Genomic DNA, 25258 nt, shown 5'->3' with positions numbered 1-25258 from the left:
TTAGCTATAATGCGCAACAATTTTCTTAGCGTAAAAGTGACAATATGAATTCTCTGTTTGCCAGTACGGCCCGCGGGCTGGAAGAGCTGTTAAAAACTGAACTGGAAAAACTGGGCGCCATAGGGTGTCAGGTTGTTCAGGGTGGGGTCCATTTTCAGGGCGACACGCGGCTTATTTACCAGAGCCTGATGTGGAGCCGCCTGGCCTCGCGTATTATCCTGCCGATGGGTGAGTGCAAGGTCTACAGCGATCTCGATCTTTACCTCGGCGTTCAGGCGATAAACTGGACAGAGATTTTTAATCCTGGCGCGACGTTTGCGGTGCATTTCAGCGGCCTGAACGACACCATCCGTAATAGTCAGTATGGCGCGATGAAAGTTAAAGACGCGATTGTCGATGCATTTACGCGGAAAAATCTTCCGCGTCCAAATGTGGACCGCGAATCACCGGACCTCCGTATTAACGTCTGGCTGAATAAAGAAACTGCCAGCATTGCGCTGGATCTCAGTGGTGATGGCCTGCACCTGCGCGGTTATCGCGATCGCACCGGGCTGGCGCCAATTAAAGAGACGCTGGCGGCAGCGATTGTTATGCGTTCTGGCTGGCAACCAGGTACGCCACTGCTCGACCCTATGTGTGGTTCGGGGACACTGTTGATTGAGGCCGCGATGTGGGCGACCGATCGCGCGCCGGGACTGCACCGTGGTCACTGGGGATTTAGCGGCTGGGCGCAGCATGACGAAACTATCTGGCAGGAAGTGAAAGCCGAAGCGCAGACCCGGGCGCGTAAGGGACTGGCGGAGTATTCCTCTCATTTCTACGGTTCCGACAGCGATGCGCGCGTCATTGAGCGGGCGCGCAGCAACGCCCGTCGCGCCGGTATCGGGGAGCTTATCACCTTTGAAGTGAAAGATGTGGCGCAACTGAGTAATCCATTGCCGAAAGGCCCGTATGGTACGGTGATCAGTAACCCGCCTTACGGCGAACGTCTGGACAGCGAACCGGCGCTGATTGCGTTGCACAGCCTGCTGGGCCGTACCATGAAAAATCAGTTTGGCGGCTGGAACCTGTCGCTGTTCAGCGCTTCGCCCGATTTGCTGGGCAGCCTGCAATTGCGTGCCGACAAACAGTTTAAAGCCAAGAATGGCCCGCTGGACTGTGTGCAGAAAAACTATCATATTGCGGAAACCACGGCGGACAGTAAGCCGGCGACGGTGGCGGAAGATTACGCTAATCGCCTGCGTAAAAATCTTAAAAAGCTGGAGAAATGGGCGCGCCAGGAAGGGATTGAATGCTATCGCTTGTATGATGCCGACCTGCCGGAATATAACGTGGCGGTAGACCGTTACGGCGACTGGGCAGTGATTCAGGAATATGCGCCGCCGAAAACGGTGGATGCGCAAAAAGCGCGGCAGCGTCTGTTCGATATTATTGCGGCAACCTTGTCAGTGCTCGGTATTCCGCCGAATAAACTGGTGTTAAAAACCCGTGAACGGCAAAAAGGAAAAAACCAGTATCAGAAAATGAGCGAGAAGGGCGAGTTCCTTGAGGTCAGCGAATATAATGCGCGCTTATGGGTAAATCTGACGGATTATCTCGACACCGGTCTGTTCCTCGATCACCGTATTGCCCGCAGAATGCTGGGAGAAATGAGCAAAGGCAAAGATTTCCTGAATCTCTTTTCTTATACCGGCAGCGCCAGCGTACATGCGGGTCTGGGCGGCGCGCGCAGCACCACAACGGTGGATATGTCCCGTACCTATCTGGAGTGGGCCGAACGTAATTTGCGTCTGAACGGACTGAGCGGCCGCGCGCATCGCCTGATTCAGGCCGACTGCCTGGGTTGGCTGCGCGAGGCGAATGAACAGTTCGATTTGATCTTTATCGATCCGCCGACGTTCTCTAACTCAAAACGTATGGAAGAGTCGTTTGATGTTCAGCGCGATCATGTCGCGTTAATGAAAGATTTAAAACGCCTGCTGCGTAAAGGCGGCACCATCATGTTCTCAAATAATAAGCGCGGATTCCGTATGGATCTGGAAGGGCTGGCTGAGCTGGGGCTTACCGCACAAGAAATTACGCAAAAAACGCTTTCCCCGGATTTTGCCCGTAACCGTCAGATTCATAACTGCTGGCTGATCCGCGCCGCCTGAAAGGAAAAGTAAATGTCATTAATCAGTATGCATGGCGCATGGCTGTCGTTCAGCGACGCGCCGCTTCTCGATAACGCAGAGTTGCATATCGAAGATAACGAACGCGTCTGTCTGGTGGGGCGTAACGGCGCCGGGAAATCCACCTTGATGAAGATCCTCAACCGCGAACAGGGTCTGGACGATGGGCGTATTATTTATGAGCAGGATCTGATCGTCGCGCGTCTGCAACAGGACCCGCCCCGTAATATTGCGGGCAGCGTCTATGACTTTGTCGCCGAAGGTATCGAAGAACAAGCGGAATACCTCAAGCGCTATCATGAGATTTCCCGTCTGGTGATGACCGATCCCAGCGAGAAAAACCTCAATGAAATGGCGCGCGTACAGGAACAGCTCGATCATCATAATCTGTGGCAGCTGGAAAACCGTATTAATGAAGTGCTGGCGCAGCTTGGACTCGATCCTAACGCCGCGCTGTCGTCGCTCTCCGGCGGCTGGCTGCGTAAAGCCGCGCTGGGTCGGGCGCTGGTCAGCAATCCGCGCGTATTGTTACTGGATGAACCGACTAACCATCTGGATATCGAAACTATCGACTGGCTGGAAGGGTTTCTGAAAACCTTTAACGGAACGATTATTTTTATCTCTCACGATCGTTCGTTTATTCGCAATATGGCAACCCGCATTGTCGATCTCGATCGTGGCAAACTGGTCACCTATCCGGGAAATTACGATCAATACCTGCTGGAGAAAGAAGAAGCGCTGCGCGTAGAAGAATTACAAAACGCGGAATTTGATCGCAAACTGGCGCAGGAAGAAGTCTGGATTCGCCAGGGTATCAAGGCGCGCCGCACCCGTAATGAAGGGCGCGTGCGGGCGTTAAAAGCGATGCGTCGTGAACGCAGCGAGCGCCGGGAAGTGATGGGCACGGCGAAGATGCAGGTCGAAGAGGCGACGCGCTCCGGTAAAATCGTTTTTGAGATGGAAAACGTCGATTACCAGGTAGAAGGAAAACAACTGGTAAAAGATTTCTCCGCTCAGGTACAGCGCGGCGACAAGATTGCGTTAATTGGCCCGAACGGCTGCGGTAAAACCACGCTACTGAAACTGATGCTGGGACAGCTTCAGGCTGACAGCGGGCGCATCCACGTAGGAACGAAGCTGGAAGTCGCCTACTTCGATCAGCATCGCGCCGAACTGGATCCGGAAAAAACCGTGATGGATAACCTTGCGGAAGGCAAGCAAGAGGTGATGGTAAACGGTAAGCCGCGCCATGTACTGGGCTATTTGCAGGACTTCCTGTTTCACCCCAAACGGGCGATGACACCCGTCCGCGCGCTTTCCGGCGGCGAACGTAACCGTCTGCTGCTGGCACGACTGTTCCTCAAGCCGAGCAATCTTTTAATTCTCGATGAACCAACGAACGATCTTGACGTCGAAACGCTGGAACTATTAGAAGAATTAATTGATGGCTATCAGGGCACGGTACTACTGGTCAGCCACGATCGGCAATTTGTCGATAATACCGTGACGGAATGCTGGATTTTCGAGGGCGGCGGCAAAATCGGACGTTATATCGGCGGCTACCATGATGCGCGTGCGCAGCAAGAGCAGCATCTGGCGACGAAACAGCCGATGGCGAAAAAAAATGAGGAAGTTATTGCCCCTAAAGCAGAAATTGTAAAACGTGGCAGTAGCAAACTAAGCTATAAACTGCAGCGCGAGCTGGAGCAGTTACCCGGTCAGCTTGAAGACCTGGAAGCGAAGCTGGAAGCGCTACAGGCGCAGGTTGCGGATGCGGCCTTTTTTAGCCAACCCCATGAGCAAACGCAAAAAGTTCTGGCCGATTTAAGTCAGACGGAGCAAGAACTTGAGCAAGCCTTCGAACGTTGGGAGTATCTTGAAGGCCTGAAAAACGGGGCATAACGAAAGGAGCGCCTATGTGTGAACATCACCATGCTGCGAAGCACATATTGTGCCCGCAATGCGACATGCTGGTGGCTTTACCCCGCCTCTCGCATGGGCAAAAAGCAGCATGTCCACGATGCGGCGCAACGTTAACGACCGAGTGGGACGCGCCCCGGCAGCGTCCTACCGCCTATGCGTTAGCGGCACTATTTATGTTGCTGCTTTCTAACCTTTTTCCCTTCGTGAATATGAATGTCGCGGGCGTCACCAGCGAAGTCACGCTTCTGGAAATCCCCGGCGTCATGTTTTCTGAAGATTACGCCAGCCTCGGCACGTTCTTTTTGTTATTTGTCCAACTGGTGCCGGCATTTTGCCTGGTGACCATTCTATTACTTGTCAACCGCGCCAGTCTGCCGTTGTCGGTAAAAAAAACGCTGGCAAGGATCTTTTTCCTCCTCAAATCGTGGGGAATGGCGGAAATATTTCTCGCCGGGGTGTTGGTCAGTTTTGTTAAGCTGATGGCCTACGGCGATATCGGCATCGGCAGCAGTTTTATTCCCTGGTGCTTATTTTGTCTCGTTCAACTGCGGGCGTTCCAGTGTGTCGATCGCCGCTGGTTGTGGGATGATATCGCCCCGCAGCCTGTACTGGCGCAGCCGTTAACGCCGGGGATTACCGGTATCCGGCAGTCTTTGCGTTCTTGCGCCTGCTGTACGGCGATCCTGCCTGCGGAGAGTCTCGTCTGTCCGCGTTGCCATACGAAAGGCTATGTCCGGCGTAAAAACAGTTTGCAGTGGACGCTGGCGTTATTATTTACCTCGATCATGCTTTATCTGCCCGCCAATATTTTGCCGATTATGATTACCGACTTACTGGGCTCGAAAATGCCGTCGACCATTCTGGCTGGCGTGATTTTGCTGTGGAGCGAGGGGTCTTATCCGGTGGCGGCGGTTATCTTTCTCGCCAGTATTATGGTGCCGACACTAAAAATGATCGCCATTGCCTGGCTTTGTTGGGATGCGAAAGGCCACGGTAAGCGCGACAGTGAACGGATGCATTTTATTTATGAAGTAGTGGAGTTTGTGGGGCGCTGGTCAATGATTGATGTCTTTGTCATTGCCGTACTCTCTGCGCTGGTGCGTATGGGAGGGTTAATGAATATTTATCCTGCGATGGGTGCGTTGATGTTTGCTTTAGTCGTCATAATGACAATGTTTTCTGCGATGACCTTTGATCCGCGTCTGTCGTGGGATCGTGAATACGAACCAGGCCATGAGGAGTCCTGATAGCATGGAACCTAAAAAAGGGGAAGCCAAAGTACAAAAGGTGAAAAATTGGTCGCCTGTCTGGATATTCCCGATTGTTACTGCGCTTATCGGAGCCTGGATTCTGTTTTATCACTACAGCCACCAGGGACCAGAAGTTACCTTAATTACCACCAATGCGGAAGGTATTGAAGGCGGAAAAACGACGATCAAAAGTCGCAGCGTGGATGTCGGCGTGGTTGAAAGCGCGACGCTGACTGACGATCTGACCCATGTACAAATCAAAGCGCGGCTTCATTCCGGTATGGAGAAGTTGCTGCATAAAGACTCGGTATTTTGGGTCGTAAAACCGCAGGTGGGGCGTGAAGGCATCAGCGGGCTTGGGACGCTGCTATCAGGCGCGTATATTGAACTACAACCAGGAAGTAAGGGCAGTCAGCCGGAAAGCTATCAGCTTCTTGACTCACCGCCGTTGGCGCCGCCCGATGCCAAAGGTATTCGTGTGATTCTGGACAGCAAAAAGGCCGGTCAGCTCAGTCCTGGCGATCCCGTTCTGTTCCGGGGCTATCGGGTAGGATCCGTTGAAACCAGCTCTTTCGATCCGCAAAAACGGACAATGAGTTATCAGTTGTTCATTAAGGCGCCAAACGATCGATTGGTCACCAGTAATGTCCGATTCTGGAAAGATAGCGGTATCGCTGTGGATCTGACATCGGCGGGAATGCGCGTGGAAATGGGATCGTTGACGACGTTGTTTGGCGGCGGCGTGAGTTTTGATGTGCCGGAAGGACTTGAGCAGGGGCAACCCGTCGCCGAAAAAACGGCGTTTAATCTCTACGACGATCAAAAAAGTATTCAGGATTCGCTGTACACCGATCATATCGATTACCTGATGTTCTTTAAAGATTCGGTGCGCGGATTACAACCTGGCGCGCCGCTGGAGTTCCGCGGTATTCGTCTGGGGACGGTAAGCAAAGTGCCTTTCTTTGCGTCTAAAATGCGCCAGGTATTTAACGATGATTACCGTATTCCTGTGCTGGTGCGCATTGAACCGGAGCGTCTGAAAGCGCAACTGGGAGAAAATGCGGATGTTGCCGCGCATTTGGCGGAGCTGCTTAAGCGCGGTCTGCGTGCATCGCTCAAAACCGGTAATCTGGTGACCGGAGCGCTGTATGTCGATCTGGACTTTTATCCTAAGGAACCGCCGATTACCGGGCTACGCGAATTTGATGGTTATGAAATTATTCCCACCGTCAGCAGCGGCCTGGCGCAAATTCAACAGCGACTGGTGGAAACGTTGGATAAGATCAACAACCTGCCGTTGAATCCGATGATAGAACAAGCGACCAATACGCTGTCTGAAAGCCAGCGTACTATGCGTCGGCTGCAAACCACGCTGGATAATATGAACAAGATTACCTCCAGTCAGTCGATGCAGCAGCTTCCGGCAGATATGCAAACGACGTTACGCGAACTTAACCGCAGTATGCAAGGCTTCCAGCCTGGATCGGCGGCGTATAACAAAATGGTGGCGGATATGCAGCGTCTCGATCAGGTGCTTCGTGAGTTACAACCGGTGTTGAAAACTCTGAACGAGAAGAGCAACGCGCTGGTATTTGAAGCGAAGGATAAAAAAGATCCTGAGCCTAAGAGGGCGAAACAATGAAAAAATGGCTAGTCGTGATAATGGCGTTCTGGCTGGCGTCATGTAGCTCCGGCGGAGAGAATAAAAGCTATTATCAGCTCCCGATAGCGCAAAGCGGTGTGCAAAGCACCGCAAGCCAGGGCAACCGTCTCTTATGGGTAGAGCAGGTTTCCGTACCTGACTATCTGGCAGGTAACGGCGTGGTGTATCAAACCAGTGATGTCCAGTATGTGATTGCCAATAACAATCTGTGGGCCAGCCCGCTGGATCAGCAATTGCGTAACACGCTGGTGGCGAATCTTAGCGCCCGGCTTCCTGGCTGGGTCGTCGCTTCCCAGCCGTTGGGAACCACCCAGGATACGTTGAACGTTACCGTAACCGGATTCCATGGACGTTACGATGGTAAGGTTATCGTCAGCGGGGAGTGGTTATTAAACCACAACGGACAACTGATTAAGCGGCCTTTCCATATCGAAGCCAGCCAGCAGAAAGATGGCTATGATGAAATGGTCAAAGTACTGGCAAGCGCATGGAGTCAGGAAGCAGCCGCTATCGCAGATGAGATAAAGCGCCTTCCCTGAGATAAAAGTAATGTAAATTTAACCGCTTCAGGTCGTGCGCCTGAGGCGGTTTTTTTATTTTTGACGCCGGAAAAATAGTTGTTATGGCTAACATTTTTTGTACAAATGATTTACCGTATAGCTCACAAATATGACATTGGTGTGAATTTTGCGCATTGACGGGCGATCCATTTAGAGGTATTCGTGTAGTGTGATTGCACATTTTGTAATCACTGTTTTCTTTTCCACCAGATACAAATATGAGGGAAACGAGGCATGAAGAGACAAAAACGAGATCGCCTGGAACGGGCACATCAACGTGGATATCAGGCCGGCATCGCCGGACGATCAAAAGAAATGTGTCCCTATCAGACGCTGAATCAACGGTCATACTGGTTGGGAGGTTGGCGACAAGCCATGGAGGACAGGGCGGTAATGGCCTGATTCTGTCTCTTTAGAAAAAGAAACCTCCGCAGTGCGGAGGTTTCGCCTTTATTGGCTTTGCAAGCATGATACCGATAGCGCGGAATATCAATTCAACACTTAGAACGCGGAAGTATCCTGGAACAAACCGACTTTCAAATCGTGAGCGGTATAGATCAGACGACCATCCACCAGAACCTCACCGTCCGCCAGACCCATGATCAGGCGACGGTTTACGATACGTTTGAAATGAATGCGATAGGTGACTTTCCTGGCTGTCGGCAGAACCTGGCCGGTAAATTTCACTTCGCCCACGCCCAGAGCGCGGCCTTTGCCTTCGCCGCCCAACCAGCCCAGGTAGAATCCCACCAATTGCCACATAGCATCCAGACCCAGGCAACCGGGCATCACCGGATCGCCGATAAAGTGGCATCCGAAGAACCATAGGTCCGGATTGATATCCAGCTCGGCTTCGACATAGCCTTTGTCGAAATTGCCGCCCGTTTCGGTCATCTTAACGACGCGGTCCATCATCAGCATGTTCGGCGCAGGGAGTTGCGGCCCTTTAGCGCCAAACAGTTCACCACGACCAGAGGCAAGAAGGTCTTCTTTTGTATAGGATTCGCGTTTATCTACCATGTTTTATGTAAACCTTATTTTATTGAAGCACGCAGGATAGCTAACACGTGTACGCTGAACAAGTCCGATCAGTTCGGAATAAAAGCGTTCAGCCAACGTAATGGCCACGGGAAACGATGACGGCCTTCCTGTTGCGTCGCCTGCGCGATACGCTCCTGGATAGTCTGCATCAACGTCGTTTGACCTTCGCCATCCCACACCAGATTTAACAGTAACGGTAAGGCGTCGGTCACGTCGTCTACCGCCCAGATAGTGAACTTCTCTTCTTTAACCGCTTGCAGCAGTTCAGATTTAAGACTGAGATGGCGGACATTGGCGGCAGGGATAATCACGCCCTGTTTACCGTTTAATTCCCGCTGCTCGCAGATGGCGAAGAAACCTTCAATTTTTTCGTTTAGCCCACCCACCGGTTGCGCGCGACCAAACTGATCGACCGAGCCGGTAATCGCAATGTTTTGATTCACTGGCACATTGGCCAGCGCGCTGATGAGCGCACATAATTCCGCCATTGAGGCGCTATCGCCATCCACTTCGCTGTAGGACTGCTCAAAGGTTAACGAGGCAGAGAAGGGAATTTGTTGCTCCAGCTGCAACTCCGACATCAGGAAGGCCTGCATAATCATCATTCCCTTAGCGTGGATATTCCCGCCAAGTTCGGCCTTGCGCTCAATATCGTTAAATTCGCCATCGCCGATATGCACAACACAGCTAATTCGCGACGGTTCGCCAAAGGCGCGCGGATGTCCGGGAAACTCAATGACGGAAAGCGCATTGATTTGTCCAACGCGTTCGCCTTCGGTTTCAATCAGGATCTGCTCTTGCAGAATCTCATCCTGCATCCGCTCCGCCAGAAAGCCTTCTCGCCATTCGCGTCGGGCAAGCATCAGGCTGAGCGCTTCTGCGCCGCAGGTATCGCCTTCGCATAAAGGCGACGCCTCCTTAAACTGGCGGGCTATCCACAGTGGGCAAAGAGGCAGCGTATCCTGTTCGCCGGTATAGCGCACAGCCTCGCGTATCAGAACGGGCCAGGCGTCCGGAGCCGGAGGGGGCAAATTATCGCGTAAAGCGATACGCGTCACCCATTGACACCACAGGGTCATAGCTTCTGCGTCCGCTATCTGTAAATTGTCTTCAAATTCACTGTAGATAGCCTGTTCCGCGAGCTCCGGTTCCATCTCCTGAAAATCAGCCAGTGATTCACGTTCGCCAACCAGAATCACCTTCAGTTTGAGCGGCATGGATGGCACGGAGACCGGTAATGGACGCGACTCGTCAAAGGCCACCCAGTCAAAACGCTCGCGGCTAACGATGGCTTTCAGACGCATCCACAGTAACGGCTGCGCCAGAAGGGTTCGTAAGGAAATAATCAGCACGCCGCCGTTCGCCTGATGAACCAGTCCCGGCTGCAGGATAATGTCGCCGTTATACTGCCGCAGGCAACCAAAGAGCTGTTCGGCTTCGACCCAGTCCGCGCTGACGACTTGTGTGACGGTGGCAAAGTTGTCTTGCGCATTCTGCGCGGCGCGGTAATGAACAGTATGCCCGGAAACGTCATAATGTCCGCCGGTTAATTGTCCGGCATCGGTTTGCAGAGCGCGGACGGCATCTGAAAGTAAAGTGAGATACTCTTGCTCTTCAGGCGCTTTAGTCAGCATAAAAGAGGATGATGCCCACGGCTGTATAAGTTGCTCAAGCGCAAATTGCAGTCGTGGCTGAGTATCACTGAGTAAGGTGTCGTTTTCGTCAGTCGCGTGTGGCTGTGCAAATATCTCCTGATAGCTTTCGCTATCCGGAACCAGATCACGCCATGCAAGTTTCGTAATGGTCAAAGTTGAGGTTTTTTAGTCTGTTGTAAAAGGGGGGATTATAGCCTAACCCGTCACGCTGCACACGCGGAAAGCGAATGCAAAGTAATATGAAGACGTGTAACCATTCACAGGTTAGAGATTCTTTTCTTCAGATGGCTAAAAAACTGATATTCTGATAACAGTTACACGGTAACATTGGGATCGCAATGAAATATCAACAACTTGAAAATCTTGAAAGCGGTTGGAAATGGAAATATCTGGTGAAAAAGCACCGCGAAGGGGAGTTGATCACCCGCTACGTGGAAGCCAGTGCTGCCCAGGAAGCCGTCAATTTGTTGTTGGCCCTCGAAAATGAACCGGTGCGGGTAAATGTCTGGATAGACAGGCATATGAATCCTGCCTTGCTTAATCGGATGAAACAAACCATTCGGGCAAGACGCAAACGACACTTCAATGCGGAACATCAGCATACGCGCAAAAAATCTATCGATTTAGAGTTTATGGTCTGGCAGCGTCTGGCGGGCCTTGCGCAGCGACGCGGTAAAACATTATCCGAAACGATAGTGCAACTGATAGAAGACGCGGAGCATAAAGAGAAATATGCCACGCAAATGACCACGTTAAAGCAGGATTTACAGGCGTTATTAGGCAAGAAGTAACGCTGAAAGGCGTTGTCACCCAGACCAGAGCAAAAAACCCCGCGACGCGGGGTTTTTTATCAGACGGAAACTTAAGCCTGCGGCTGAGTTACCACGTCTTTAACGCCTTTAACTTCGATCTCTACGCGACGATCCGGAGCCAGGCAATCGATCAGGGCAGCGCGAGGTTTCACGTTGTCACAGGTGTTGCCGGTAACCGGGTTAGATTCGCCCATACCACGTGCGGAGATTTTGTCAGACGGAATACCTTTGGAGATCAGGTAATCAACAACAGACTGAGCACGTTTCTCGGACAGACCCTGGTTGTAAGCGTCAGAACCGATACGGTCAGTGAAGCCCAGAACGACAACGGAACCGTCTTTCGGATCCAGGTTGCTCAGCTGGCTGTACAGCTGATCCAGAGCCTGCTGGCCTTCCGGCTTCAGGGTAGATTTGTTGAAGTTGAACAGTACGTCAGACTTCAGAGTGAAGTGCTTGGTCTGTACTTCCGGAGCCGGTGCCGGTGCCGGAGCGACTACCGGAGCAGCTTCTTGCTGGCCGAAACGGTAGGAAACACCTACGCTCAGCAGGCCGTTGTCCGGACGGGTGCCGATGGTGTTGGCATCACCGATGTTGTTAGTCCACTGGTATTCCAGACGGGTTGCGATTTCAGGGGTGATAGCATACTCGATACCGCCCGCGAATACCGGGGAAACGCCGGTGTCGTGGTCTTTAGTAGACGGGCCGCCAGGGACGTTAGACTTGGTGTCTGCACGCCATACCATACCACCCAGACGGGTATAAACGTCCAGATCGTCAGTGATTGGATAACCCAGTTTAGCGGTCAACTGAACGCCCTGAGCTTTATAAGCGCCATTGATGTTGTCGCCTTTGTACGGCATACGGCCTAACCAGTCGTAGCCCATTTCAAAGCCAACGTACGGGTTAACCTGGTAACCACCAAAAGCACCTGCGCCCAGTTGGTTTTCATGAGTCGGGCCATCATTGTTAATGAAGCCGGTGTCATGGTACTGAGACCAGCCCAGTTTAGCACCAGCGTACCAGGTGTTATCTTTCGGAGCGGCCTGCGCTACGGTAGCGAAACCAGCCAGTGCCACTGCAATCGCGATAGCTGTCTTTTTCATTTTTTGCGCCTCGTTATCATCCAAAATACGCCATGAATATCTCCAACGAGATAACACGGTTAAATCCTTCACCGGGGGATCTGCTCAATAGTTACTCTACCGATATCTACGGCTTATGCTGAGCACCCCTGGCGATGTAAAGTCTACAACGTAGTTGGAAACTTACAAGTGTGAACTCCGTCAGACATGTGAAAAAAACATGACGGATATACACATCATTTAACAGTTTCAGATGATAAATCGTACAGCAAAAATTGCGGAAACCGCTTCTGACAAGCGTTCTCGCAAAAAAAACGTTAGCACTCAAAGGAGATACGTTCGCGTAAAAAAAAGTCCAGGATAAATCCTAATTTTACTTAATGATACAAATTAGAGTGAATTTTTAGCCCGGAATGCTGTCTCCTGGGTAAAGCGTGCGCACGTACAGGGCGCATGATAAACCCTACCGCATTACCTACCTTCGCTGCTTCAACCAGGCTGGCATGTTCTTCTTCTGTCAGTTCTTCAGTCATCCAACCAATTACCACGCTGTAATTTCCTGTACGCAAAGCGCGGATCATCGACTCCAGCGTATGACGAGGCGCAAGCTGGCTAATTTGCATCACTTTCGTTAATGGCAAACCTGAAGACTGTACCCATTCACGGCTGAGCTTTTGCTGCGGCGTGAGCCAGAGCTGCCAGCGTGATTGTTGGCCTAACTGACGGAGTAAAGGCAAAAGCAGGAGTTGCGCCATCATGGGCTGGTCTTCGTGGTAGACAACTTCACTGACCAGTCCTGCCGCGGCATTTTCCGTAGCGGTGCGCGCAGCGTTGTGGGTAGTGGTAGGAAATGACGAAGAACGATTTGCATAACCTGAAGTGTACATAATCAATCCAGCCCTGTGAGTTACTGTATATTCATACAGTACCCCTGTGGCGATGAAAGATCAACTCTATTTTCGGAAACTGTCTCGCAATTTTTATTCTTAGTAGCGTCAAAAATAAAAATCATCTTGCTCGCGGAGTATAAGTTGCCTATTTTCGTCATTAACGGATCCGTTACTGCAAATCATTCTTTTACTTTATGATTTAAAAGGAATTTTATGAGAGCACTCTCTTATGACAGGATCTATAAATCGCAAGAATATTTGGCCTCTTTGGGGACGATCCAGTATCGATCTTTATTCGGTAGCTATAGTCTGACCGTGGAGGATACCGTCTTTGCGATGGTGGCTAATGGCGAGCTTTATCTCCGCGCCTGTGAAGAAAGCGTACCCTACTGTGTGAAGCATCCTCCCGCCTGGCTCATGTTTATGAAATGTGGACGTCCCGTTATGCTCAACTATTACCGGGTGGATGAAAGCCTGTGGCGCGATCAGCAGCAGCTGGTGCGTTTATCGAAGTATTCTCTTGACGCGGCAATGAAGGAAAAACACAGCCGTATTTTACAGCACAGACTCAAAGATCTCCCCAATATGACCTTCCATCTGGAAACATTGCTCAATGAGTCAGGGATAAAGGACGAAAATATGTTACGCATACTGGGCGCGAAAATGTGCTGGCTAAGGTTGCGACAAAGCAATCCCTTGCTGACGGTGAAAGTTTTGTATGCCCTGGAAGGCGCAATTGTCGGCGTACATGAAGCGGCGCTCCCGGCGAGTCGTCGCCAGGAGCTTGCCGACTGGGCTCATTCGCTTACGGCTGGGTAATTAATGTAGAAGTCGGCGGTGAAATTTGCCGTTGCAAGCGTCCAATCTCGGGCAGTAAGGCAATGAGCAAACCAATTTGTTGAACAACCAGAGGTTCTTTGCTGTCCGGACGTGTTTCCAGTGACTGAACTCGCTGCTTTAAACCCTCCAGCGCCTGGTGTACGCGCTGTTCGTCTTCAGGTTGATGATGAAGCGCATCATCAACGTAGCAGACCGCGTCATCCAGAAGCCCCAACACGTCCGGATTACTGAGCTTTTCGCGGTGCGCGCCGAGGGCGGAGATATAGCTGGTAAAAGTGTGATTGAGGCAAAGCAGCCTGAACGCCGCCTCCCGGGTTTCAGCCGTGACGTCGGGTTCGCTCGACATATTAGAAACCACGGATGCCAGTTCTGCATCGCGGTTGTGCGCGTCGCGTCTGGCAATGCGATAGGCCAGGCGGTTATCCCGTCCCTGGTGATATTGCTCAAGGATCGCATCAAGGTAGCGGCAATTAGCATCGGTGGCGCGCTGGAGTACCCGGGGAAGGTTGCGAAAGCGCCAGTCCGGCCAAATAAAGCTGACCGCAGCCCAGGCGATAGCGCAGCCAATTAACGTGTCGACGACGCGCGGTAACGCTACCTCAAAGCCTTCGCCCAGGAGGTTAAAGCAGAGTAATACCAGCAGGGTGATGAACATCGTCGCATGGGCATACTGCACATTACGGAATGCGAAGAAAAGCACGCCGGTAATCACCAGCAGAACTAACTGTCCTTCAAGCGAAGGGACAAACCATAAAATCGGCAGGCCGATCGCAACGCCTACCAACGTACCGATAATCCTGAGCGCAAGGCGATGGCGGGTCGCGTTATAGTTAGGCTGACAAACGAACAGGCTGGTGAGCAATATCCAGTACCCGTGGCGCATCCCGGTAATTTGGATGAGAGCATAACCGATGCACAATACCAGTGACATGCGTACCGCATGGCGAAAGAGAGCGGACTCCGGGGTAAAATTACGGCTCAGACGCAGCCAGATGTCGCTAAACCCGTGCAGGCTATCATCAGCCAACTGGTTTTCTGACTCATTGCGCGGCATTGCCTGGGCCTGCTCCGACTCGATCGTCGCCAGTTGCGCATCAATAGCGCGTAGGTTGGTTAATAAGAACCCAAGCGTATTTAACAGCTCTAAAGAAGCGCCGCTGGCGCGCATACGTTCAAGCGCGGCGTCAATGTGGGTAAAGACGCGTTCAAAACGCGGATCATGCTGGTACGGCGTACGCAGTAAGATACAGCGCGCCAGCTGCGTACAGGCCTGCGCCTGCATCGACATCAGACGCTGAAAGCGGAACATAACGTCGCTATGGCGAAAATAATCGCGCAGCGTCTGGTATTGAATATGCGAAGAACTGGCGCGTTCATGAATATCCTGCGCCACAAAATAGTAATGGAGGGTGCGGCGCGTACCGCGTTGACCGCGATCGCCGCGCAGGCGAGTCAATAACGACACTTTCGTTTGGTTCAGCGTCGCCATTAACTGCCCGTTCGCTAACGCTAAATCATAGAGCGGCGCCTGGCTTTCATCTTCAATATCAGGATCAAACAGGCGTGATTTCAGTTCCAGATAGTGCGCTAACTGTTCGTAACTGCGTGCCAGATTATCCTGCAACGGACGGATCGGAAATAGCAGATGCCCGGTTAGCGTCAGTAGGTTATACCATACTGCGCCTGCCAGCAGGAGCAGTGGTTGTTGATACCAGTGATCGTATAGAGAGGTACCCAGCATCGTATAGATGGCAATGAGTAACGCGCCGAACGCGATGGTGGCATAGCGTTGCCCTAATCCTCCCAACAGAATAAACCCGCTGGTGGATAACGTTAAGCCCAACGCAAATAGCCACGGCCAGGGAAAGAGCAGCTCCACAGAAGCCGACGCGATAAAAAAGCAAATTAAGGTAATGATTAAATTACGCAAGCGTCCGGCAAGGCGGTCGTCGAGATCGGTTAGCGCCGCGGCAACCATACCGAGCGTGAGCGGGATGGTCAGTTTGACGTCGCCCAGCCACCAGGGCAGGGCGGTGGTGCCGCACAGAGCGATAAAAATGCGGATGTAATACAGCCAGGTACTGTTCCAGGTATAACGGCGAATCAACGGACTTAACATAAAGGCTATTTGTCCCGATCATTCAAAACGGCGGCGCGCGTTAGCTTCTCGCGCGGCGCGAGCGGTTTCTACAGAGACGACGCGGCGACCGACAGGCCAAAGCGCAATCGCGGCAATTTTAAAGTTCGCAATACCGACAGGTATCCCGATGATAGTGACACACTGCGCGATACCGGAGGCAATGTGCATCAGGCATAGCCACCAGCCGAAAAAAAGTAACCAGAAAATATTCAGCAAGGTACCGCCAGTATTCATTAATACGCTTTTCGCCGCCGGATTAAGTTCGTCAACGTGAATGGCTTCATTACCGTAAGGGAACAGGGACAGTTTGGTTATCTCCCAGCAGGAGCGGGTCAACGGCAGGGTAAAAATAAGCACAATACTGACCAGCGTCGCCAGCAGCCAGGCCAGCGTAGTGGCAAAGCCGCCCAGTACAAAGTTTAAAATATTCAGAACGGTACGCATAAACCCTCAGTTCATTCCGGTTTTCTATCACTGCGGGCAATTGTAACGTTTTTTTAGACTGGAGCACGTTTTCTCTGGCGGTTACACTGATAAGCACATCTTTACGTCTGGATTCGCTGAGTCATGGAACTGAAAGCAACTTCTCTTGGAAAACGTCTGGCGCAACACCCGTATGATCGTGCCGTGATCCTCAACGCTGGGGTGAAAGTGTCTGGCGACAGGCATGAATATCTTATTCCATTCAATCAGTTATTGGCGATTCACTGTAAGCGTGGGCTGGTATGGGGCGAGCTGGAATTTGTCCTGCCAGAGGATAAAGTCGTGCGTTTGCACGGTACCGAGTGGTCGGAAACCCAGCAATTCCATCGCTATCTGGACGCGCACTGGCGTCGCTGGAGCCAGGAGATGAGTGATGTCGCCGCGCAGGCATTACAGGAGCAATGGGCGCGTATTAGTGAGCGAACGGGCGAAAACCAATGGCTTACCCGTGAACGCGTTCGGGGGCTGGAACACGAAATTCGCCAGACGTTTGCCGCCTTGCCGCTGCCGGTCTCACGTCTGGAGGAGTTTGCTCACTGTCGCGAGATATGGCGTAAGTGTCTGGCATGGTTACAGGATAGCGAGGGAAGTCGGCAGCAGCATAATCAGGCGTATGCCGATGCCATGCTGGAAGCGCATGCCGACTTTTTTACGCAGATAGAATCTTCTCCGCTTAATCCTTCCCAGGCCAGGGCGGTGGTTAACGGCGAATCATCGTTACTGGTACTGGCGGGCGCGGGAAGCGGCAAAACCTCGGTACTGGTGGCGCGCGCGGGTTGGCTGTTGGCGCGCGGACAAGCCGATGCGGGGCAAATTCTTTTACTGGCGTTTGGCCGCAAGGCGGCAGAGGAGATGGATGAGCGTATCCGCGAGCGCTTACATACGGAAGAGATTACTGCCCGTACGTTCCATTCGCTGGCGCTGTATATTATTCAGCAAGGCAGTAAAAAAGCGCCGGTTGTCAGTAAGCTGGAAAGTGACGCCACCGCGCGGCATCAGCTATTTCTGCGCACCTGGCGTCAGCAGTGTAGCGAGAAAAAAGCGCAGGCCAAAGGCTGGCGTCAGTGGCTGGAAGAGGAGATGCAGTGGGCGGTGCCGGAAGGTAATTTCTGGGACGATGAGACATTGCAGCGGCGTCTGGCCCCTCGCCTGGATCGTTGGGTCAGTTTGATGCGTATGCACGGCGGCGCGCAGGCAGAAATGATCGCTGGCGCGCCAGAGGAGTGCCGCGAGCTGTTTGGCAAACGCATTAAGCTGATGGCGCCGCTGCTAAAGGCCTGGAAAAGCGCGTTGAAAGCGGAAAATGCCGTTGATTTCTCCGGGCTGATCCATCAGGCAATGGTGATCCTCGAAAAAGGGCGTTTTATCAGCCCGTGGAAGCATATTCTGGTCGATGAATTTCAGGATATTTCCCCGCAACGGGCGGCGCTGTTAGAGGCGCTACGCAAGCAGAATAGCCAGACTACGCTGTTTGCCGTGGGCGATGACTGGCAGGCGATTTACCGTTTTAGCGGGGCGCAGCTCTCCTTAACGACGGCGTTTCATCAGACGTTCGGCGAGGGCGAGCATTGCCACCTGGACACCACGTACCGTTTTAACAGTCGGATTGGCGATATTGCCAATCGCTTTGTACAGCAGAATCCGCACCAGCTTAAAAAACCGTTAAATAGTCTGACCCCAGGCGATAAAAAAGCGGTGACGTTATTGGATGAAAGCCAGTTGGACGCGTTACTGGATAAATTATCCGGCTATGCGAAGGAGGATGAACGTATCCTGGTGCTGGCGCGCTATCACCATCTGAAACCCGCGAGTCTACAAAAAGCGGCGACTCGCTGGCCAAAGTTACAGATAGATTTCATGACTATCCATGCCAGCAAAGGCCAACAGGCCGATTACGTGATTCTTGTCGGATTGCAGGAGGGTAACGACGGTTTCCCCGCCCCGGCGCGAGAGTCCATTATGGAAAGTGCGCTTCTTCCTCAGGTTGAGGATTTTCCGGACGCTGAAGAGCGGCGGTTGTTATATGTGGCGTTGACGCGCGCGCGTGCGCGGGTCTGGCTGCTTTTTAATAAAGATAATCCCTCGCGCTTTGTGGAGGCGCTTAAACAGCTGGATGTGCCGGTGGCGAGGAAGCCCTAAAGCGCGGGCGGTACAGCATCCCGCCCGCGTAGCGTTTATTTCAGGCGCTCGGCCAGATAACGCGCATAATCCGGAATAAGAATATCTACAGCGTCATTAAAATGCGGGGACTGGATGATAAAGTCCGCCGTTGAGACGTTAGTGGCGACAGGGATATTCCATACGGTGGCCAGACGCAGTAGCGCTTTGACATCGGGGTCGTGCGGTACCGCGTTAAGCGGGTCCCAGAAGAAAATCAACACGTCGATTTTCCCTTCTGAAATGAGTGCGCCAACCTGCTGGTCGCCGCCCATCGGGCCGCTCAGCATCGCATTAACGTCCATACCGGTTGCGCGCTGGATCAGATTCCCCGTGGTGCCGGTTGCATAAAGAACGTGTTTTTCCAGCAACGGCTGATGGCGTTCCACCCAGTTCATTAACATCTGTTTGCAGTGGTCGTGAGCAACCAACGCGATATGTTTGCGCGTCGGCAAGGTGCGAGTCGTCAGTTCCATAATTCGATTCCGTAGTTAACCTGTCTACAGATTACTGGAAGCGCTTGATGCTGCAAGAGAAAGACAAAAAAATTGCGCGCTGGGACAACTCATATCAAGAGGGCGGCTGTTTTTCCGCCCATTGCAGAAAATGATGGCGTGTCTGCGGGTCGGCCAGTCGGAACCAATATTTCAGCCGCTGTTCTGTCAGGGTTTGTGATTGCGGCGGTACGGTATCAAGCTCTGAGACGTCGGAAAGTAATGTGCTGTCGTCTGCCATCATCGTGGCGAACTGAGGAAGCGAGGCGCGTTTCGCCGATTTATTATAACGCTCGGTCTCTATTTCATAATCGACCACTTTAGCCGTAGAAGTAATGGCCAGAATATCGAGTTTTACCGGAATGGGCATGGCGTCGCCGTCCAAAAGCGCCAGACGCGGCGCCGCGTTAAAATGCGAGGCTTCGCGCTCGTTTTCCAGCCGCGGGAGCTGGAAATTGACCTGACTTATCAGTTGGGTATCGAAACTTATCACCAGCGGCGGAGAAATATAAAGCCGCTCTTCATTACCGGGCAGGCGGATGGTTTTTTCCACCCGGAAAACAAGCTGATGCGGCCCGTTTTCCAGTTCGATGCTCTCTGCGCCGCGTAATAAAGAGCTGGACACCTTTTTGCCGTCCAGCACCAGCAGATCAACCTCATTCGACAGACGGAGCGTTGTAGCAAAAACAGTCACCGGCAAACAGAGAGCAAGGAAGGTGGTTAGCGCGCCGGTTTTCATAAGGTTCTCCTGTCCAAAGGCCGTCTGGCTAATAATGTATCGAAATTTTTCTTAGATCATGTTTACTAACATATAGACATATTTTGGCGTTTTGCTCTCATACATCGGTATGGGATGAATGGTTGCTATGTCAGGTTTGTCGTACACTTTGCAAAACAGCCAGGAGAAAGATGATGAAAGAGACCGATATTGCTGATGTTTTGACGTCCACTCGCACTATCGCGCTGGTAGGTGCGAGCGATAAACCCGATCGTCCAAGTTATCGGGTAATGAAATACCTGCTTGAACAGGGCTACCATGTGATTCCGGTTGCGCCAAAAGTCGCGGGTAAGACATTGCTGGGGCAACAGGGGTATGCCACGCTGGCGGACATTCCCGAAAAAGTCGATATGGTGGATGTTTTTCGCAACTCTGAAGCTGCATGGGGCGTCGCGCAGGAAGCTATCGCCATCGGCGCAAAAACGCTGTGGCTACAGCTTGGCGTGATCAACGAACAGGCGGCGGTACTGGCGCGGGATGCAGGCATGACCGTGGTGATGGATCGCTGCCCGGCGATTGAGATCCCTCGCCTGGGGCTGGCGAAATAAAAGTTTAAATGGCCGGATATCGCTCTCCGGCCTTTTACATACAATTAGTTACGTAGTCGCGGCGCCTGAAGCTGCTTGCGAATGGTACGCGCCAGTTCATCCATCGATGGCTGTTCTGGATGCTCGTCCCGCATTTCGCTTCGCAACTGGGCCTCGGCCAGATAAGTATGCACTGGCTGACCATCATCATCTTCCATTACCACGTGGTACCACGGAGCGGCGCGAAGTTCGTCGTTAACCGCCAGTTCATCAGGCGACGGTTCATCAAGCGAATATTCCGGGTCGATATCGACGACCACTCCGAGGTAACCTAACAGGGAATGGCGGACCTGTTGGCCGATACCGAATTTGCTGGCTATCATAGTCACCTCCCGGGAAATAGATACCCTTTATATGAGGATACTATTCCACTTTTCAAGTTACATGACGCGACAGGCAAACCCTTTCAGATACAGCCCTTCCGGGTAGGTGGCGATCACCGGGTGATCGGCGGCCTGACGGAACTGCTCTATAAATTGTACATCACGACCGGCATCTATTGCGGCATCGGCAATGATTTTCTGAAATAAATCGCTGGTCATCAGTCCGGAGCAAGAGAATGTCAGCAGTATGCCGCCCGGATTGAGCAGTTGAATCGCTAACATGTTAATGTCTTTATAGCCCCGGCAGGCACTCATTAACTGGCTTTTATTTTCGACGAATTTGGGCGGGTCCATGATGATGACGTCGAATTTTTCGCCGTGTTCACGGTAAGCGCGCAGCAACTTAAACACGTCATCGCGCACGAATTCGGCTTTGCTCAAGTCCAGTTGGTTCAGTTCAACGTTTTGCCTGGCGATATCCAGCGCATCCTGTGAGGTATCCACGCTGACAACCTGGCGACAACCGCCCATTAATGCCGACACGGCAAAACCGCCGGTATAAGAGAAGCAGTTCAGTACCCGCTGATTTTCCACGTAGCGGCGCGTCGCCAGACGACTGTCGCGCTGATCAAGATAATAACCGGTTTTGTGGCCGCCCTGGATATCGACCAGCAATTTCATACCGTGTTCTTCAATTGGCAGAAGCGCAGGCGGCAGTTCGCTAGTGACCGGGCCTTGCGTCAGCGCCATCCCTTCTTTTTTCCGCACGGCGACGTCGCTGCGATCGTAAATAGCGCAATCCGGATAGCATGTTTGCAGCGCGCTAATTAATGCGGCGCGTTGATATTCGGCCCCGGCGCTGAGCAGTTGCAGCACCAAAAAATGGCCAAAACGATCGATAGTGACGCCAGGCAGGCCATCGGACTCACCGGCGATCAGACGATAGCTATCCAGGCCGTCTTTTTTCGCCAGCCAGTCGCGCCACTGCTGCGCCTGGCGCAGGCGGCGGGTGAAAAACGCAATATCAATGGATTCTGCTTTATCAAATGTCCAGACGCGCGCGCGGATCTGGGATGCTGGCGACCAGGCGCCGCGTGCTAACCACTTTCCCTGATGGTCGACGATATCGATAGTTTCACCGAGGTTGGCTTTGCCTTCCAGGCGGGAGACGGCGCCGGAAAAGACCCATGGGTGGCGGCGGAGTAAAGATTTTTCTCGCCCTTTGCTGAGGACTAAACGGGGATATTGCGGAAATGTAGATTCAGTCATGCGGAGTAACCTCTCACAAACAGTGACGCGAGCCGGATGATAGCTCCAGCCAGGGACCGTGAAAACGAAATGGCGCGTAGGGTAGCACAGATGAGAGAGGCAATCACCAGCGTATGGCGGTGAGCGTTTCTGCACAAAATAGAATCGTAAAGGCACAGTTTCTTCAGCGGACGCTTTTTATAGTGTTATTTCTTTATATGAAGAAGGAAATACAATGAAAACAGTCTTCTCTTTGACCGCAGCCGCAATGATGGCATTGAGTGGCGGCGTATCTGCCGCGTCGGCGTTTAGCCTCAGTAGCGCGGATATTCCGGCGGATTTTCGTTTAACGCAACAGCATGTCTTTAAAGGATTTGGTTGTAGCGGAGAAAATATTTCGCCGCAGCTGAGCTGGCGCAATCCGCCTGCCGGAACCAAAAGCTACGCTATTACCGTCTTCGATCCTGATGCGCCCACCGGAAGCGGCTGGTGGCACTGGACGATGGTGAATATTCCTGCGCAGATTCACGACCTGCCGACGGGGGCTGATAAAAAAACGTTACCCGCCGGAGTGGTGCAGGGACGTAATGATTTCGGTTATGCTGGCTTTGGCGGCGCCTGTCCGCCGCCGGGCGATAAGCCTCATCGCTATCAGTTTACTGTGTGGGCGCTGAATACGGCAACACTGCCGCTCGACAGTGAATCGAGTGGCGCGTTGGTAGGGTTTATGCTTAACGCGCATGTGATTGCGAAAGCGAAATTCACGGCCACATACGGAAGATAAAACAGAGGACGGCACGGTGCAGGAGATGCATATTCGACATCAGGATCTTACGACGGCAGAGGTGCGTTCCAGTCATCTGCACCGTTTGCATCGTGTTACGCTTTTTTCCGCCGCTATCTGTCATATTACGCAGGGCAGTAAAGTCATCATTCAGGATGATAGCCGCCTTGTCGCCGGGCCGGGCGAGTTGATTATTATTCCGGCGAACACGCCGCTGGAGATTATTAATCAGCCTGCGCAGAACGGTTTTCGCTCCGACTTGTTGTTACTTTCACCGGAGATTATTGCTCGCTTTAAAACGATGTACGTTCAGGATTATCCACCGGCAAACCTGACATCGCTGTGTACGCCGATGAGCCGTAGCCTGACATTTATGTGGGAGAACGTGTTGGATGCTGTGCGCCAGGGGTTGCCCGTTGGGTTACAGGAACATCAGGCGATGGGGTTACTGTTAGCGCTTTTACATGATGGCGCGGCGGGACCGCTGCTTATTGAACGGCGTTACACCCTCACGGAGCAGGTGCGGCAACTGATTATGCTCTCGCCTGCTAAGCTATGGACAGCCCAGGAGATAGCCCGCCGTCTTGCTATGGGAACATCGACGCTGCGTCGGCGTTTGCAGCGTGAATCGCAGAGTTATCGACAAATTGTTGAAGAGGTGCGCATGTCCTGCGCGCTTTCTCAACTGCAATCGACGACGCTGCCGATCGGCGAAATAGCGCTACGGTGCGGCTACCTGTCGGGGTCGCGGTTTACGGCCAGATTCCGCCAACATTATGGGTGTCTGCCCAGTCAGGTACGTTAAGTATGTCCTGTATGAGCCTCCACCACTGATTATGAAAGGAGAACCATCATGTCGAACGTCTGCATTATCGCCTGGGTTTATGGTCGCGTTCAGGGAGTCGGGTTTCGCTATACCACGCAGCATGAGGCGCAGCGGCTGGGGTTAACCGGCTATGCGAAGAATATGGATGACGGAAGCGTAGAAGTGGTGGCCTGTGGCGACGCGGCGCAGGTGGAAAAACTCATCAAGTGGCTGAAAGAGGGCGGGCCGCGCTCTGCTCGTGTGGACAAAATCCTTACTGAACCGCACAGCCCTCGCGAGACGCTAACAGGCTTTAGTATTCGGTATTAAATACATTTTACCGGCTTGGGCAGACCGGCGATTTTGGTCGCTTGCTTTGCCGGGCCTTTCGGGAACAGACGATACAGATAGCGGCTGTTGCCTTTTTCTTCTCCGAACTTATTCGCCATCGCTTTTACCAGCATTCGGATGGCGGGAGAGGTGTTAAACTCCAGGTAAAATTCGCGCACGAAGCGCACGACTTCCCAGTGTTCCGCAGAGAGCTCAATGCCTTCATTGGCGGCGATAGCGACTGCCAGCGCTTCACTCCACTGCGTCGTCTCTTTCAGATAGCCTTCGCTATCAGTACTGATTTCTTTACCTTCAAAGATCAACATAACGTTTCACTGCGTAATCAACACGGACGGCAGTGTAGCAAAAAATAAAGCCCTGCATAAGCAGGGCTGGAAGAGGGGAATGTCGATTAGTCGCGGCTGGCGAAGCCCAGAATGCTGAGCAGGCTGACAAAGATGTTGTACAGCGAAACGTACAGACTGACGGTCGCACGAATATAGTTGGTTTCACCGCCGTGAATGATGTTACTGGTTTCATACAGGATAGCGCCCGAGGAAATCAGGATAAACACCGCGCTAATCGCCAGGTGCAATGCAGGCAGTTGCAGGAAAATATTCGCCACCATACCAATCAGCACGACGACGATCCCGGCCATTAACATACCGCCCAGGAAAGACATATCCTTACGGGTGGTTAGAACGTAAGCGGAGCAGCAGAAAAATACTAACGCGGTACCACCCAGCGCCAGGCCAATGACATCGCCCATGCCTGCTGACAGATAGGCGTTAAGAATCGGGCCCAGGATATAGCCGAGGAAGCCGGTAAACGCAAAAGCAGACAGGATACCGACCGGCTTATTGGCGGTTTTATAGGTCAGGAACATCAGCCCATACATACCGACCAGCGTCAGAATCAGGCCGGGGGAGGGCAGCATCAGTACCGTACTGGCTGTCGCGGTAATTGCGGAGAAAGCCAGCGTCAGGCTCAACAGAAAATAGGTGTTGCGCAGTACTTTGTGCGTACTCAGTAGCGAGCTACGATCACGCGATGATGTAATGATACGATCCATTAGTCAGTCACTCTCTTATGACAGATGTAATTAATAAAGGAGAATAATAAAAACAGTCACTGTCACCCAGTGGTTTTACCCATCTTTACGCATTCGTTTACGTTTAGTTTCCTTAAGAGATTTCAGGTGATTACCGTCGTTAAAACGGTCTTCTCATGCCTGGCGCTACG

Annotated in this window: 25 protein-coding genes; 13 read left to right on the top strand and 12 right to left on the bottom strand. The window is 52.4% G+C overall.

Annotated elements, in window-relative coordinates:
• Positions 1-44: 44 nt before the first annotated feature.
• The 6 genes from rlmKL (at position 45) to rmf (ending at position 7969) form a co-directional block, all read left to right on the top strand.
• On the top strand, positions 45-2153 hold the full coding sequence (gene rlmKL / locus K8W53_RS14220; RefSeq protein WP_052939324.1) for a bifunctional 23S rRNA (guanine(2069)-N(7))-methyltransferase RlmK/23S rRNA (guanine(2445)-N(2))-methyltransferase RlmL: 2109 nt from the start codon (positions 45-47) through the stop codon (positions 2151-2153).
• 12 nt (positions 2154-2165) lie between these two features.
• Positions 2166-4073 carry an ABC transporter ATP-binding protein gene (locus tag K8W53_RS14215; protein ID WP_052939325.1) on the top strand — a complete coding sequence of 636 codons (1908 nt, stop codon included), beginning with the start codon at positions 2166-2168 and terminating at the stop codon, positions 4071-4073.
• A gap of 14 nt (positions 4074-4087) precedes the next feature.
• On the top strand, positions 4088-5341 hold the full coding sequence (gene pqiA / locus K8W53_RS14210) for a membrane integrity-associated transporter subunit PqiA (RefSeq protein WP_000333153.1): 1254 nt from the start codon (positions 4088-4090) through the stop codon (positions 5339-5341).
• A gap of 4 nt (positions 5342-5345) precedes the next feature.
• Positions 5346-6986 (top strand): intermembrane transport protein PqiB, encoded by a 1641-nt coding sequence (gene pqiB, locus K8W53_RS14205; protein ID WP_000433412.1) that lies wholly within the window; start codon positions 5346-5348, stop codon positions 6984-6986.
• The gene (gene pqiC, locus K8W53_RS14200) at positions 6983-7546 is read left to right on the top strand and encodes a membrane integrity-associated transporter subunit PqiC (protein WP_000759136.1); all 564 of its coding nucleotides are present in this window, start codon (positions 6983-6985) and stop codon (positions 7544-7546) included. The genes pqiB and pqiC overlap by 4 nt, the downstream gene beginning before the upstream one ends.
• A gap of 255 nt (positions 7547-7801) precedes the next feature.
• Positions 7802-7969, top strand: a complete 168-nt coding sequence (rmf, locus tag K8W53_RS14195; protein WP_001537784.1) for a ribosome modulation factor — start codon at positions 7802-7804, stop codon at positions 7967-7969.
• A 99-nt stretch (positions 7970-8068) separates the two neighbouring features.
• Here rmf and fabA read toward each other — a convergent pair whose 3' ends face one another.
• Together fabA and K8W53_RS14185 are read right to left on the bottom strand one after the other, a co-directional pair.
• Entirely contained in the window at positions 8069-8587 is a 519-nt protein-coding gene (fabA, locus tag K8W53_RS14190; RefSeq protein ID WP_000227928.1) for a bifunctional 3-hydroxydecanoyl-ACP dehydratase/trans-2-decenoyl-ACP isomerase, read from the bottom strand.
• A gap of 68 nt (positions 8588-8655) precedes the next feature.
• Positions 8656-10416 (bottom strand): AAA family ATPase, encoded by a 1761-nt coding sequence (locus K8W53_RS14185; RefSeq protein WP_000156448.1) that lies wholly within the window; start codon positions 10414-10416, stop codon positions 8656-8658.
• Positions 10417-10601: 185 nt separating this feature from the next.
• Between K8W53_RS14185 and matP the strand changes: the two genes are divergently transcribed.
• On the top strand, positions 10602-11054 hold the full coding sequence (matP, locus tag K8W53_RS14180; RefSeq protein ID WP_000877172.1) for a macrodomain Ter protein MatP: 453 nt from the start codon (positions 10602-10604) through the stop codon (positions 11052-11054).
• A 71-nt stretch (positions 11055-11125) separates the two neighbouring features.
• Here matP and ompA read toward each other — a convergent pair whose 3' ends face one another.
• Together ompA and sulA are read right to left on the bottom strand one after the other, a co-directional pair.
• On the bottom strand, positions 11126-12178 hold the full coding sequence (gene ompA / locus K8W53_RS14175; protein WP_001670727.1) for a porin OmpA: 1053 nt from the start codon (positions 12176-12178) through the stop codon (positions 11126-11128).
• A 356-nt stretch (positions 12179-12534) separates the two neighbouring features.
• Positions 12535-13044, bottom strand: coding sequence for an SOS-induced cell division inhibitor SulA (gene sulA / locus K8W53_RS14170; RefSeq protein WP_000288732.1), 510 nt, complete (start codon positions 13042-13044; stop codon positions 12535-12537).
• A gap of 216 nt (positions 13045-13260) precedes the next feature.
• On the opposite strand from sulA, the gene K8W53_RS14165 reads away from it, so the two are divergent.
• Positions 13261-13866: a TfoX/Sxy family DNA transformation protein gene (locus tag K8W53_RS14165; RefSeq protein ID WP_001202375.1), complete on the top strand. Its 606-nt coding sequence runs from the start codon at positions 13261-13263 to the stop codon at positions 13864-13866.
• Here K8W53_RS14165 and yccS read toward each other — a convergent pair.
• Both yccS and K8W53_RS14155 read right to left on the bottom strand, forming a co-directional pair.
• Positions 13853-16006, bottom strand: coding sequence for a YccS family putative transporter (gene yccS / locus K8W53_RS14160; RefSeq protein ID WP_000950881.1), 2154 nt, complete (start codon positions 16004-16006; stop codon positions 13853-13855). The genes K8W53_RS14165 and yccS overlap by 14 nt on opposite strands.
• 18 nt (positions 16007-16024) lie before the next feature.
• Positions 16025-16471 (bottom strand): YccF domain-containing protein, encoded by a 447-nt coding sequence (locus K8W53_RS14155; protein WP_001261222.1) that lies wholly within the window; start codon positions 16469-16471, stop codon positions 16025-16027.
• 123 nt (positions 16472-16594) lie between these two features.
• Here K8W53_RS14155 and helD point away from each other — a divergent pair, with 123 nt between their 5' ends.
• Complete coding sequence (helD, locus tag K8W53_RS14150; RefSeq protein ID WP_023228225.1) at positions 16595-18649, top strand: DNA helicase IV; 2055 nt, start codon at positions 16595-16597, stop codon at positions 18647-18649.
• A 35-nt stretch (positions 18650-18684) separates the two neighbouring features.
• On the opposite strand, the gene mgsA is transcribed toward helD, so the two are convergent.
• Both mgsA and K8W53_RS14140 read right to left on the bottom strand, forming a co-directional pair.
• Positions 18685-19143, bottom strand: a complete 459-nt coding sequence (gene mgsA / locus K8W53_RS14145; RefSeq protein ID WP_000424187.1) for a methylglyoxal synthase — start codon at positions 19141-19143, stop codon at positions 18685-18687.
• A gap of 94 nt (positions 19144-19237) precedes the next feature.
• A complete protein-coding gene (locus K8W53_RS14140) occupies positions 19238-19900 on the bottom strand; it encodes a DUF2057 family protein (protein ID WP_000847732.1) in 663 nt (220 codons plus the stop codon).
• A 173-nt stretch (positions 19901-20073) separates the two neighbouring features.
• On the opposite strand from K8W53_RS14140, the gene K8W53_RS14135 reads away from it, so the two are divergent.
• The gene (locus K8W53_RS14135) at positions 20074-20487 is read left to right on the top strand and encodes a CoA-binding protein (protein ID WP_001537782.1); all 414 of its coding nucleotides are present in this window, start codon (positions 20074-20076) and stop codon (positions 20485-20487) included.
• 44 nt (positions 20488-20531) lie between these two features.
• Here K8W53_RS14135 and hspQ read toward each other — a convergent pair whose 3' ends face one another.
• Entirely contained in the window at positions 20532-20849 is a 318-nt protein-coding gene (gene hspQ, locus K8W53_RS14130) for a heat shock protein HspQ (RefSeq protein WP_000561983.1), read from the bottom strand.
• Positions 20850-20906: 57 nt separating this feature from the next.
• Positions 20907-22118: a 23S rRNA (cytosine(1962)-C(5))-methyltransferase RlmI gene (rlmI, locus tag K8W53_RS14125; protein WP_052939326.1), complete on the bottom strand. Its 1212-nt coding sequence runs from the start codon at positions 22116-22118 to the stop codon at positions 20907-20909.
• Positions 22119-22332: 214 nt separating this feature from the next.
• On the opposite strand from rlmI, the gene K8W53_RS14120 reads away from it, so the two are divergent.
• From K8W53_RS14120 to yccX, 3 genes are read left to right on the top strand one after another with little or no spacing between them, the layout of a single operon-like run.
• On the top strand, positions 22333-22881 hold the full coding sequence (locus K8W53_RS14120) for a YbhB/YbcL family Raf kinase inhibitor-like protein (RefSeq protein ID WP_000859416.1): 549 nt from the start codon (positions 22333-22335) through the stop codon (positions 22879-22881).
• A 25-nt stretch (positions 22882-22906) separates the two neighbouring features.
• Entirely contained in the window at positions 22907-23686 is a 780-nt protein-coding gene (locus tag K8W53_RS14115; protein ID WP_000548082.1) for a helix-turn-helix transcriptional regulator, read from the top strand.
• Between the two features lie 48 nt (positions 23687-23734).
• Positions 23735-24016, top strand: coding sequence for an acylphosphatase (yccX, locus tag K8W53_RS14110; protein ID WP_000072884.1), 282 nt, complete (start codon positions 23735-23737; stop codon positions 24014-24016).
• On the opposite strand, the gene tusE is transcribed toward yccX, so the two are convergent.
• A complete protein-coding gene (gene tusE, locus K8W53_RS14105) occupies positions 24013-24342 on the bottom strand; it encodes a sulfurtransferase TusE (protein WP_000904446.1) in 330 nt (109 codons plus the stop codon). The genes yccX and tusE overlap by 4 nt on opposite strands.
• A gap of 86 nt (positions 24343-24428) precedes the next feature.
• The gene (yccA, locus tag K8W53_RS14100; protein ID WP_000374046.1) at positions 24429-25088 is read right to left on the bottom strand and encodes an FtsH protease modulator YccA; all 660 of its coding nucleotides are present in this window, start codon (positions 25086-25088) and stop codon (positions 24429-24431) included.
• Positions 25089-25258 lie beyond the last annotated feature (170 nt).

The organism is Salmonella sp. A29-2 (assembly GCF_020150755.1).
GTDB lineage: Bacteria > Pseudomonadota > Gammaproteobacteria > Enterobacterales > Enterobacteriaceae > Salmonella > Salmonella enterica.
The sequence above is the reverse complement of the archived record's forward strand: the minus strand, read 5'-3'. Positions and strand labels throughout refer to the sequence as shown.

Excerpts from the sequence above, each read along its gene's own strand:
- K8W53_RS14155 (WP_001261222.1), bottom strand. The coding sequence starts at position 16,471 with ATGCGTACCGTTCTGAATATTTTAAACTTTGTACTGGGCGGCTTTGCC.
- ompA (WP_001670727.1), bottom strand. The coding sequence starts at position 12,178 with ATGAAAAAGACAGCTATCGCGATTGCAGTGGCACTGGCTGGTTTCGCT.
- pqiC (WP_000759136.1), top strand. The coding sequence starts at position 6,983 with ATGAAAAAATGGCTAGTCGTGATAATGGCGTTCTGGCTGGCGTCATGT.
- rlmKL (WP_052939324.1), top strand. The coding sequence starts at position 45 with ATGAATTCTCTGTTTGCCAGTACGGCCCGCGGGCTGGAAGAGCTGTTA.
- yccS (WP_000950881.1), bottom strand. The coding sequence starts at position 16,006 with ATGTTAAGTCCGTTGATTCGCCGTTATACCTGGAACAGTACCTGGCTG.
- rlmI (WP_052939326.1), bottom strand. The coding sequence starts at position 22,118 with ATGACTGAATCTACATTTCCGCAATATCCCCGTTTAGTCCTCAGCAAA.
- rmf (WP_001537784.1), top strand. The coding sequence starts at position 7,802 with ATGAAGAGACAAAAACGAGATCGCCTGGAACGGGCACATCAACGTGGA.
- mgsA (WP_000424187.1), bottom strand. The coding sequence starts at position 19,143 with ATGGAACTGACGACTCGCACCTTGCCGACGCGCAAACATATCGCGTTG.
- K8W53_RS14120 (WP_000859416.1), top strand. The coding sequence starts at position 22,333 with ATGAAAACAGTCTTCTCTTTGACCGCAGCCGCAATGATGGCATTGAGT.
- K8W53_RS14140 (WP_000847732.1), bottom strand. The coding sequence starts at position 19,900 with ATGAAAACCGGCGCGCTAACCACCTTCCTTGCTCTCTGTTTGCCGGTG.
- sulA (WP_000288732.1), bottom strand. The coding sequence starts at position 13,044 with ATGTACACTTCAGGTTATGCAAATCGTTCTTCGTCATTTCCTACCACT.
- matP (WP_000877172.1), top strand. The coding sequence starts at position 10,602 with ATGAAATATCAACAACTTGAAAATCTTGAAAGCGGTTGGAAATGGAAA.
- yccX (WP_000072884.1), top strand. The coding sequence starts at position 23,735 with ATGTCGAACGTCTGCATTATCGCCTGGGTTTATGGTCGCGTTCAGGGA.
- pqiB (WP_000433412.1), top strand. The coding sequence starts at position 5,346 with ATGGAACCTAAAAAAGGGGAAGCCAAAGTACAAAAGGTGAAAAATTGG.
- tusE (WP_000904446.1), bottom strand. The coding sequence starts at position 24,342 with ATGTTGATCTTTGAAGGTAAAGAAATCAGTACTGATAGCGAAGGCTAT.
- fabA (WP_000227928.1), bottom strand. The coding sequence starts at position 8,587 with ATGGTAGATAAACGCGAATCCTATACAAAAGAAGACCTTCTTGCCTCT.
- yccA (WP_000374046.1), bottom strand. The coding sequence starts at position 25,088 with ATGGATCGTATCATTACATCATCGCGTGATCGTAGCTCGCTACTGAGT.
- K8W53_RS14135 (WP_001537782.1), top strand. The coding sequence starts at position 20,074 with ATGAAAGAGACCGATATTGCTGATGTTTTGACGTCCACTCGCACTATC.
- hspQ (WP_000561983.1), bottom strand. The coding sequence starts at position 20,849 with ATGATAGCCAGCAAATTCGGTATCGGCCAACAGGTCCGCCATTCCCTG.
- helD (WP_023228225.1), top strand. The coding sequence starts at position 16,595 with ATGGAACTGAAAGCAACTTCTCTTGGAAAACGTCTGGCGCAACACCCG.
- K8W53_RS14115 (WP_000548082.1), top strand. The coding sequence starts at position 22,907 with ATGCATATTCGACATCAGGATCTTACGACGGCAGAGGTGCGTTCCAGT.
- K8W53_RS14215 (WP_052939325.1), top strand. The coding sequence starts at position 2,166 with ATGTCATTAATCAGTATGCATGGCGCATGGCTGTCGTTCAGCGACGCG.
- pqiA (WP_000333153.1), top strand. The coding sequence starts at position 4,088 with ATGTGTGAACATCACCATGCTGCGAAGCACATATTGTGCCCGCAATGC.
- K8W53_RS14165 (WP_001202375.1), top strand. The coding sequence starts at position 13,261 with ATGAGAGCACTCTCTTATGACAGGATCTATAAATCGCAAGAATATTTG.